Below are 10031 nucleotides of genomic sequence, written 5' to 3' on the forward strand. Positions count from 1 at the left end.
CTCCGCTAAATTGCTATTTAGATTTCCACTTCCGACACGTCGATTTCCCCGGACATCAGCTTGGGCAGCAGGGCGTCCCGCAGCCGAGTCAGTCTTTGGTTTTCTGATTCAAGTAATTCTTGCTGGTCAAATAAAGGCTGTGTAATCGTTGAAAAATTCATCAAGGCTTCTTTCGCAGGGATAACAGCTGGAATAGCTTTCATTACACTGCCAGACACTTCTTTAAATGTTGAACCAGATGCCATTGATTCAATCTTAGGCAAATTGTGCTTCAGAAAACAATAAACAAATGCAGTTCCGATATGTAAATGCGGTACAACAGATTTGAACCCTTGATTTGTGGTGATTTCATTTTTTGCAATAGCAATATAACCGATAGGAGCTCTCGAACTAAACAATACTGTTCCGCGTGGCATAATGACAGCACTGCTATTTCGCAATCCTGCTGGCGTTATATCTGACTCTCCCTTCGATATGAACTTTGATTTGTTTCCCGACAAATCTTTAGGCGTTATCCATGCAATTCCATTTGATGTATAGTATTCAGGCTTCGCTTTGGATGGGGTACTTCCGCCAACAACATTTCCCAGATCCGCAATAGTACCTTGTTTCCAATTTGCACAATGCTGCGAATTTATGAAAAAATCTTCAAAGAGCACTCGTATTTGTTCTTCCAAATTATGGTTTATCTGAGTGTTCCATCGTATCTTTGAATCAAGAGAAGATAAAATATCGACAGTCAAATCCTGTTGTGAACGCGGGGGAAGCGGAATCTCCATATTTGCGTATGTTTGAGCATTTATATTTCCGCGTGTACTTCCAGTGTTAAAAGATGCGATCCAACCACGATACGCTTCTGAAATGGCATAATATTTTATAAACAAGGGATTCACTTTCTGGTGATCAAGAGAAAATTTAATCAAAAATCCTGCGTAAACAAGTTCACCATCCCGAGAGTCGTAAAAATAACTTCTTCCCGTACTGTTGCCAGTTCTTGCAAAAACAATGTCATTCTCTTTCAGAATATAATTTTTTGCTTTGGGATCGTTCACAGATTTCTTATCGGCAAGATTCAATGTTCCATCATCATTTATATCCGTTATACGCAGATAAGTGTAAAGATCCTCTGAAAATGGAACCGCAGAAGCAGGGATACCATAATTACCTTTTCCAATGCAAATATCTGATAATTTTACTTTTGTTATATTCATCCCACATACCTCCGGTGAGCAATTTTTACGTTACTTTGATTGACCAGAGCATAGCACATGGTCGTATCAATCTTTTTATGCCCAAGCAGACGCTGGACTTGTTCAATTGGCATACCTTTATCAATCGCACGTGTTGCCAGTGTTCGCCGGAACCGGTGCGGATGTACATTTTCAATAGCAGCGATTCTCCCCAGCTTCCGGAGTAGAAATTCAACCCCGCCGATTTCCAGCCGTTTGTGCGGGGATCTCAGCGAAACAAAAAGAGCCGGGTTATCGTCTGTTCTGCTGTTCAAATATTGCCACAGATGAATCTTTGTCCGGGCATCGAAATAAACTTCCCGTTCGCTGCTGCCTTTCCCGAAAACGATGCAGGATCGCTCGTTGAAGTTTATATCCGTTCGGTTCAGTTTGACCAGTTCTCCAACACGCATCCCGGAGGAAGCCAGCAGTTCCACCATTGCCAAGTTGCGAATTTCAGAACAAGTATCACGCAAAACTTCAATGGTTTCGTCGGTAAACGCTTCTTTAATGATCTTTGCGGTCTTGATCCGATGGATACGCCGCACCGGACTTTTAACGATATAATCTTCATCCTCAAGCCAGGCAAAAAAGCTGGAGAGAATCCGGCGTATATTGTCAATAGTAACCTTGCTGACATTCCGTTCCTGTTGGTATTCTGCCAGATACAGGCGAAGATCGTCGGTATCAATCAGCGTTATTTCTTTTTTGATCCAGGCAAAGAAGCGACCTATTGTTTCCTGATAATAAATGACCGTTTTCCCGGAACAGCCTTCTATTTGCTTTGCCGAAATAAACATGGTCAACAGGCGATTATTCGCTTCTTGTGTATTATCAACAGGCGAGACCGGTTCGGAGATCTGGTATTTTTGCAGACAGCTCCGCATAGCGGTCACCAGCTGTTCTTTCTGGCGATCGCTCAATTTTCCGTTCATAGCCTGTTGAATTTCCTTCATCAATTTTTCTTTCATATTGTTTCTCCTGATTTATGATGGTTAAGGTAAACTGCACATATTATATCAGGATACTCCGCTAAATTGCTATTTAGATTTCCACTTCCGACACGTCAATTTCTCCGGCCATCAGCTTCGGAAGCAGTGCGTCACGAAGCTGTGCCAGTCTTTGGGATTCCATTTTGTTTGTTTCAATAGTTTCCCAGAAAAAAGATGTCAAACGGTCAAATTCTTTTAACACATTTTCTGCGGGAAGTACGATTTTTATTGCATTAAGTATATCTGTTGTCATGCTTGGAACCGCAGAACCACTATTCATAGATGCTAAATCTAAGGCCGATAAAATATGGTATGTATATTTAGCTGCTCCTGCTTTTTTCGGCACAGAATAAAACATCGTATCAACGGTCCAAAAATCGCCAATTACCCGCATAACATTATTCAAAGTACCTTTCCGAGGGATCAAAACTGATTCCCCTGAAAATAAAGCTTTTTCGGCATAGCGCATAAGTCCTCCCGATCCATAAACAGGAATTGCTCCATCCGCCAATTTCTTATGATCCTTTCCATACCGTATTTCAAGCATGTCTTTTAATGTGCCTACATTCCATCCTGCTGGGATCTGTCCAAGTTCAGAGTCGACAAACGCTCCATTCTGGAACGGATCAAAATCTACAAACCAAGATTTGAAGATTGCCTTTGCCTGTTCTTCCAAATTATGGTTTCCATAAGCAGGAAACAGGCACAAAGCCATAAAAATTGTCACGATAACAATTTTCATGCAGCGATCCCCTCCAAATTATGGTTTATCTGAGCGTTCAGCTCAATTTTGTCGTCAAAGGCTGTCAAAATTGAAGCAACTTTTTGTTGTGTCTTCAGGTCTGGTAAAATTACTGAGATGGATTCAAATGTGTCCCGCGTAATGGTATCAAAAACAGAGCCGTGAGTATTCTTTTTTATCGTTTCGATGGAATGACGCAGCAAATAAAAAAGATAGTCATTACAGGTTATTCCAGGCTTTGCTCTTAAACCATAGCAAGATTGATTAAAAGCCATTTCCTTTGCAACCTGGGCCAATACCCCAACTGTTCCCCGCGCAGAAATGATGATTTCTCCTGGATACAATATTCGAGTGGAACTATTGTTTAGTCCAGCCTCTGTAATTGTTTTTTCGGTTGTAAATACATGTCTAAAATCGTTATTAAAGTCGACAACAGAAAGCCAGGGAATATCGCCACCCCAATAATCTGAACGAGAGGTTTTCGGAGTTCCACCACCTATAATATCTGCCAATTCAGACAATTTATATTCTTTCATATCATTCCACCTCGAATCCAATGGCTTTCAGATTCTTTTTGATCTCGCTTTCCAGATCGTGGGATTTTGCGAACAGTGCTGAAAGTTCGGTGGTCAGGCGTTCCATTTTTTCATCGAAAGGCTCGCCGTCATCTTCCTGTTCTTCAATGCCAACGTATCTGCCCGGAGTCAGAATATAATCCTGTTCGGCAATCTGGGCTGTGGTGGCAACAGCACAGAAGCCTTTGACATCTTCCAGCGTCCCGTTTTCGTAGGCATCAAAAGTTTTTGCAAGTTCCTGAATGTCTGCATCGGTCAGCATACGCAGTTTCCGGGAAACCATCGTTCCCATTTTGCGGGCATCAATAAAGCAGGTTTTCCCCTTTTGCTTTTTATTGCGGCTCAAGAACCACAGCGAAACCGGGATCTGTGTCGTATAAAAAAGCTGTGTCGGCATTGCAACGATACAAGATACGAGATCATCTTCAATGATATTTTTGCGGATTTCGCCTTCGCCGCCGGATTGGGACGAAAGAGAACCATTCGCCAACACCATGCCAATTTTGCCGTTGGGAGCCAGGTGGTGGATCATGTGCTGAAGCCAGGCAAAGTTCGCATTGCCTGACGGCGGCACACCATATTTCCAACGAACATCATCTTTCAGGCGATCCGCCCCCCAATCGGAAAGGTTGAAGGGAGGATTTGCCATCACAAAGTCAGCTTTTAAAGTCGGATGACAGTCGTTGAAAAAGGTATCCGCGTTATAATTTCCCAGATTTGCTTCAATGCCCCGGATCGCCAGATTCATCTGTGCCATCTTCCAGGTGGTCGGATTGGAGTCCTGACCGTAAACCGAAATATTGTTGATATTGCCCTGGTGGTTTTCCACAAACTTTGCCGACTGCACAAACATGCCACCGGACCCGCAGGCAGGGTCGTAAACCCGGCCGTTGTAAGGCTTCAGGAATTCAACCAACGTTTTAACCACACAGGCTGGTGTGAAAAATTCTCCGCCTTTCTTGCCTTCCTGTTCGGCAAACATAGCAAGGCAGTATTCGTAAGTGCGGCCCAGAATGTCGCGGGTGTCGCCATGATCTTTCATCTTGATATTGGTGAAAAGGTCCACCACATCACCCAGACGGCGTTTGTCCAGTTCCGGGCGGGCAAAGTTCTTCGGCAAGATGCCTTTCAGTCGGACGTTTTCTTTTTCAATCAGAATCATCGCATCGTCAATGGTTCTGCCGATTTCAGGCGTATGAGCCGCGTCTGCAATCTTTGCCCAACGTGCTTCCGCCGGAACGAAGAACACATTGCAGGAGGTGTATTCGTCCCGATCTTCCGCAAAGTCCGGATCTTCCGCCATAAGTTCATTATAGCGGGCCTCAAATTTGTCCGAGATATATTTCAGAAAGATAAGCCCAAGAACCACCTGCTTATATTCCGCAGCATCCATATTTCCGCGCAAAATACAAGCGGCATCCCAGATCTCTTTCTCAAAACCAATATTCGCAGTGTTTTCTGTCATGTTTTATCTCCTTGAGTGTGGTTATATATCCGTAATATATCATCGGAACCTGGACATCTAACGTCCACTCTATTACGCTTTGTTAATTTTTTTTCTACTTTTTTCAGGACCGCCTTTTGCCAGCCAGCCCTCGATCTGGTCTTTTTTAAACTTCCAACATTTACCCATCTTCATTGACGGCATATTATAGTTGGCGATCCAGCGGGAAATCGTGTCATGGCTGACGCCCAGGTAAGCACAAATTTCCTTCATTGAAAGCCAGCGATCGTCCATAATAACCTCTTGTCGTTATTTGAGTTTTGTAAGTCTATAACTCCAATATACAAAAGATAGCATACTTTTTCAAATTTTCAAACGCGATTCTACGCACACATACGATTTTTCTAAGATAAAAACAAAAAATCCGACCCGAAAGCAACGCCCGGATCGGCTCAAAAAGTCATTTATTTTCCCAAGTGCAAATTTGGCACTTTGGAATTGCACTTTGAAAGTTACTCCACCACCACATACCTCATCACCGTCGTCAGGAGATCGTCGTAGTTGCCCGCTGTGGCCTCGGAGACAAACGTGTTGGAAACGTCTGGAAGAACAGGTGCGAAAATTTGCGCTTCATGAAGGCGAGATCATGGTTGTGACCGGACCTGTTCTGCCGAAAGAGAAAAGCATCACGATCGGAAACAACAAAGTCACGGTTCCCGATCGGTACTACAAGGTCGTCTATGACCTGACTCCGCCGCAAAAAATGATCGGTTTTATCATTCCAAATAATGGAAGTACCCGTCCTCTGCAGGATTTCGCTGTCACGGTTGATGCGGTTGAAAAAGAGACCGGGCTGAATTTCTTTTCTCTCGTTCCCCGGCAGGAGCAGGATCGTCTGGAAAGCACAATTACACTGGATGCGTGGTCGTGGTAGTCTCTCAGCTGATCCGGTTTGAGAGATGCCCGGGGAGCCATCCGACTACGACTTGATTGCTCTCCTCATCCCAGAAGAAGTAGATCCGCATGCAGTAGCGCGGCTCACGTGAGTTGCCTCGCTCAATGTGAAACTGAAGCATTCTCCGATTGTTGCTTCCCGGTGGATAATTGACGAAATAGGCATCGCCCTCCTGACCGGCTCTGGCTTTATCGATGGAACCGGAAAAATCCATGCCGTATTTTGCCAACGCAGTTCGAAAGGACTCATCGCTGCCAATCCCCATGCGACTGTTGCGGTATTCATTGGCGAGGATAAGAAGAGCCCGGTATACCATCTCCGGCTCGACATATTCCGCTTTCCCGACAGCCCGCTCTGCGCGTGGATGGAGAATCAGACGTCCTGCGAGATGCTGGCGGACCCAGTCCGGCATGGCATCATATCCCCGGGGAATCGGCACGTCCGTATCAAGCTCTTTGTCACCTCTTTGACGTTTCAGATGGTTGCGCAGAACATCAATCTGCCGACGCAGGGAAATATTTTCATTCCGGTAGAATTCCGCGATTTCCTGGGCTTGTTCCACTTCGGCCAGCCAATCCGCATTTTCTTCTTCCGCCGCGTCCAATTTCCTCTGGAGGGCCGCGACATGATGGTTCAATGCAGCTTCGCGCGCAGGTGCATTGGCAAGGTGCGTGGAGTGAGCCAGCTCCAATTCCGCAGCAAGAATCCGGGCATCTGGAACGAAATACAACCCGCGCCAGTCCGTCCGGTTGGTGGATGCTGTTTGATGGACGGTATGGATCAGGAATGATGTGTAAGCATTCGGTCCGCGATCTCCGTCATATACCCAATACCAGATTTTATCTTTTCTGTTGCCCGGATGGCCTGCGGGAATCCCTTTCTCAATATTGACATTTTGAAAATAGGTCCGGCATGCTCCGTCGTAAACCGCCCAGGGTTTCCCGACACGCTTTGTCCATGCAAACGCCGCCTGAAAGGAAAGCCGGACGATGTGTGCATATCCGGCAACCTGTCTGGCGAGATAATCATCGTTGACCAGAAAACCTGGAGGATTCGGTGTGAGCGTCCAATGATTCCAGTTTACTTGAGAAATCACAATAACCGGCAAGTTGCGATACGGAGAAGTGATAAGAGCATAAAGATCTTCAATTTCGGCTGGATCATTAATTTTCCATGAAGAAGCAGAGATCGGTCTGAACTGGGCCAGGCTGATTCTGGAAAGCAACTCCGTCACAAGAGGCAGTTGCGCTTGCGCTTCCTCCAGCGGGATTTCTGTGGAAATCTCAATTTTAATACCGAACAACAACCTGCCGTTCTCTTCAATCATAGCGACATCATAGAACCAGCAGAGGTTATTCTTTGTCGTAAAACGGAACCGGGCAGTCCAGAGGCGGCGTTCTTCAACCGATACGCATTCACATCGTCCTCTTTCACTATCAAGTTCAAAACTGCGGTATTCCGTTGCTTCTGATGGCAGTTTTACATACAGATGCTTTGCAATGTAACTCAGCACCAGATCCGCGACCGCATGCAAGGCATTATCCAGATCGCCCGATGCATTCACGGTGGCCCGGAGCTGATAGACGGTTAGCCGCCGGTGGCGGAAATTTGTGTTTGCATAAGAAAACGGCATGAACAGCTCCTGCATTAGAATATGTAATATACCATGAAAAGAGTCTTATGGCAACGTGTTCTTTCTCTTTTTCCGGAGGTTGGATCTACTCTATCACCCATTCACCCTCCACCGCCAGACGCGGACAGCGCAGAATGCGAGGAATGAAATCCCTGTAATGCAGAACATGACGATTCCGAGCGGAAGCCAGAGATACATCAGCCCGAGCCCGGCGGCAATGCTTCCGAACAAGCACATCAAAACGATCAGTTCTGCGAGTTTGATTTTCTTTGCGGTCTGCTCAATCAATACAGTCTCTTCCATGGTTCACCTCGCCTTCCAGTCGCCGGAGGGAATGATTTTTGCCTGTTCCGGCAGATGGTTCATGATGTAGATCCATGCCTGAACAGTCGAACCGTCAGGCAGGCGGAAATCCGTCAGAACACGATCGTAGAGGCGTGGATATCCCTCCAGACGGTCGACATCTGCCCAGTCCCGGATCGGGATCTCTATCAGTTCGACTGTGACCTTCGTTTTCCCCGCCGGGACAAATGCCGGGAATCCCCATCCGGTGTCATAGAGTGTGCCTGGGATGGTTGCGTTTCTGCGGGAAATGGCATTCCGGCAGAAACGTTCATTCCGTTCGCCGGAACGGAGTGTGCCGTATGCGGCGATCAGGACAGTTTCTTTTTTCATTTGCGCCTCCTTTTTCTGATAAAGCTTTTGTCAAAAATTTTCATTTTATGACAATGTTAAATACTTCTATTTCAATGAGGAAACTACAAATTCAGTAATTTCCTCTCTTTTTTCGGATTTCAAAAGGTTCAAGAGGCCTTTCTTGTGGCATGTTATTTTGCCTGAAACTTCCAACAAGGAGGTCCTCTTGAAAAACTCTCTCGATAAGCTCGCGAAATGGCTTTGCCGGCAACTCACTTGCGATGAATTTGCCTCCATCGTTCCGCTCTTTCTTGAAATACTTTCCGGGACACGGTCCGGATTTGAATTTAAACCGGAACCTAAAACAGAAAATTATCGCAAATTTCTTGTTGATCTCCCCCCGCCACTTTCAGCGCCTCCCTCTCGCGCCCAAGTCGACTGGCGCGAACTCAAAGATGCAATCGAAAAACAAACCGGCAAATTGCTAAAGCCGGTTCGGCGTCGCGGCGGCTTCAGCGTTCCGGAGCATTGCCGGTGCGAACACTGCAATGCTCCCGCCGACTTCCTTTACCTCAATGATGGCCAAAAAGGCAATCAAGTCCGTTGCAAAATCTGCAATCATCTTGGAACCACCGGACGCATCCGGCAAAGAAGCGGCGCCAAATATTTTTGTCCGCATTGTGGCTCGGCGCTCTCCGTCTGGAAGCAACGCGCCCATGAAACCATTTACAAATGCTTCAGCTACAAGTGTCCGCATTATCTTACTCAAGAAAGCCGATTGACCGGTGAGGAACGCGTCAAACGACAAGCGCAAAAGTTCGATCCGAACTACAAGCTCCATTATCAATATCGCGAATATCACCTGAAACCGGAGGATTTGCTCTGCCGCCGTCCGGAGTTCTCAACCAACGTCGATTTGCGGAGCATTCACAACTCCCATCATGTCGTCGGCCTAGTGTTGACCTTTTTCGTCAACGCCGGACTCTCATCCCGCCTGACCCGCGATCTGCTTTGGGGTCTCTTCGGAATCAAACTTTCCCATCAGACCGTCATCAACTACGTCAATGCCGCCGCTGCCCGAATCGCGCCATTTCTCGATGCCGACTTACCGAAACCCGGCCCTATAGCCGCCGCCGACGAAACCTATCTCATCATCGAAAACGAATGGCATTACACCTGGTTCATCATCGATGCGGCGTCCAGAGCCATCTGCGGCTACAACCTTTCCGATACGCGCGGAACCGTTCCGGCACTGGCGACGTTGCACGATGCTTACGGAAAGCCAGAAACCAATCAAGGAAAGCAATTTATCCTCGTTCGGGATGGGCTTCCGTCGTACGATTCGGCATTGCTGGCCTATAATCAAGGGCTGGAGGCTCCGGTCTTGACCGGACCAAAAGTCATCGGCCTGGAAAACCTCGACGAAATCAGCAAGGAATTCCGCCCTTGCAAACAGTTGGTCGAACGCCTCAATCGCACTTACAAATTCCATACCCGGCCAAGGGCCGGAATGAAAAGCATGGAAGGCGCAACTTGCCTGACCACTTTATTTGTAGCATATTACAACTACCTCAGGCCGCATGGCGGATTGAAGCATTCACCGCTGAGCCGGGAACCATTGCAAGGCATTGAGCGTTATCCAAAACAGTGGGAAACCTTGCTGGCTATGGCCGCCGCATAATTCTGAAATCCGATTTTTGTGCTAAGTTGCAGGAAAATGGTTTGAAGAGTTTGTAAAAACGGGTAACACTTTTCTCTGAACAAGGAGGAAGGTGTGAAATGAAAGCTGCACCGGAAACAGGGCCGAATCGGAGTGGAACCCGTT

Annotated in this window: 11 protein-coding genes; 2 read left to right on the forward strand and 9 right to left on the reverse strand. The window is 46.6% G+C overall.

Annotated features, from left to right (window positions below):
• Nucleotides 1–17: 17 nt before the first annotated feature.
• From FYJ85_RS20780 to FYJ85_RS20805, 6 genes are all read right to left on the reverse strand, one after another.
• Entirely contained in the window at nucleotides 18–1211 is a 1194-nt protein-coding gene (locus FYJ85_RS20780) for a restriction endonuclease subunit S (RefSeq protein ID WP_154420630.1), read from the reverse strand.
• On the reverse strand, nucleotides 1208–2200 hold the full coding sequence (gene xerA / locus FYJ85_RS20785; protein ID WP_154420631.1) for a site-specific tyrosine recombinase/integron integrase: 993 nt from the start codon (nucleotides 2198–2200) through the stop codon (nucleotides 1208–1210). Before xerA ends, FYJ85_RS20780 begins: the two co-directional genes overlap by 4 nt.
• Before the next feature lie 73 nt (nucleotides 2201–2273).
• Entirely contained in the window at nucleotides 2274–2963 is a 690-nt protein-coding gene (locus FYJ85_RS20790) for a restriction endonuclease subunit S (RefSeq protein ID WP_154420632.1), read from the reverse strand.
• Nucleotides 2960–3499, reverse strand: a complete 540-nt coding sequence (locus FYJ85_RS20795) for a restriction endonuclease subunit S (protein WP_154420633.1) — start codon at nucleotides 3497–3499, stop codon at nucleotides 2960–2962. The genes FYJ85_RS20790 and FYJ85_RS20795 overlap by 4 nt, the downstream gene beginning before the upstream one ends.
• A 1-nt stretch (nucleotide 3500) precedes the next feature.
• Entirely contained in the window at nucleotides 3501–5003 is a 1503-nt protein-coding gene (locus FYJ85_RS20800) for a class I SAM-dependent DNA methyltransferase (protein WP_154420634.1), read from the reverse strand.
• Between the two features lie 72 nt (nucleotides 5004–5075).
• Nucleotides 5076–5276, reverse strand: coding sequence for a helix-turn-helix domain-containing protein (locus FYJ85_RS20805; RefSeq protein ID WP_154420635.1), 201 nt, complete (start codon nucleotides 5274–5276; stop codon nucleotides 5076–5078).
• A 211-nt stretch (nucleotides 5277–5487) separates the two neighbouring features.
• Here FYJ85_RS20805 and FYJ85_RS20810 point away from each other — a divergent pair, with 211 nt between their 5' ends.
• Nucleotides 5488–5916 carry a DNA/RNA non-specific endonuclease gene (locus tag FYJ85_RS20810; RefSeq protein ID WP_235903251.1) on the forward strand — a complete coding sequence of 143 codons (429 nt, stop codon included), beginning with the start codon at nucleotides 5488–5490 and terminating at the stop codon, nucleotides 5914–5916.
• 4 nt (nucleotides 5917–5920) lie between these two features.
• On the opposite strand, the gene FYJ85_RS20815 is transcribed toward FYJ85_RS20810, so the two are convergent.
• The 3 genes from FYJ85_RS20815 to FYJ85_RS20825 all read right to left on the reverse strand — a co-directional run bounded on the left by FYJ85_RS20815 (nucleotide 5921) and on the right by FYJ85_RS20825 (nucleotide 8245).
• Nucleotides 5921–7570, reverse strand: a complete 1650-nt coding sequence (locus FYJ85_RS20815) for a hypothetical protein (RefSeq protein WP_154420637.1) — start codon at nucleotides 7568–7570, stop codon at nucleotides 5921–5923.
• 93 nt (nucleotides 7571–7663) lie between these two features.
• Nucleotides 7664–7873, reverse strand: a complete 210-nt coding sequence (locus tag FYJ85_RS20820) for a hypothetical protein (protein ID WP_154420638.1) — start codon at nucleotides 7871–7873, stop codon at nucleotides 7664–7666.
• Nucleotides 7874–7876: 3 nt separating this feature from the next.
• Complete coding sequence (locus tag FYJ85_RS20825; RefSeq protein ID WP_154420639.1) at nucleotides 7877–8245, reverse strand: gamma-glutamylcyclotransferase family protein; 369 nt, start codon at nucleotides 8243–8245, stop codon at nucleotides 7877–7879.
• 187 nt (nucleotides 8246–8432) lie between these two features.
• Between FYJ85_RS20825 and FYJ85_RS20830 the strand changes: the two genes are divergently transcribed.
• Complete coding sequence (locus FYJ85_RS20830; protein ID WP_206213363.1) at nucleotides 8433–9887, forward strand: DDE-type integrase/transposase/recombinase; 1455 nt, start codon at nucleotides 8433–8435, stop codon at nucleotides 9885–9887.
• The last annotated feature ends 144 nt before the right edge of the window (nucleotides 9888–10031 follow it).

This window comes from Victivallis lenta (assembly GCF_009695545.1).
Taxonomy (GTDB): Bacteria; Verrucomicrobiota; Lentisphaeria; order Victivallales; family Victivallaceae; genus Victivallis; species Victivallis lenta.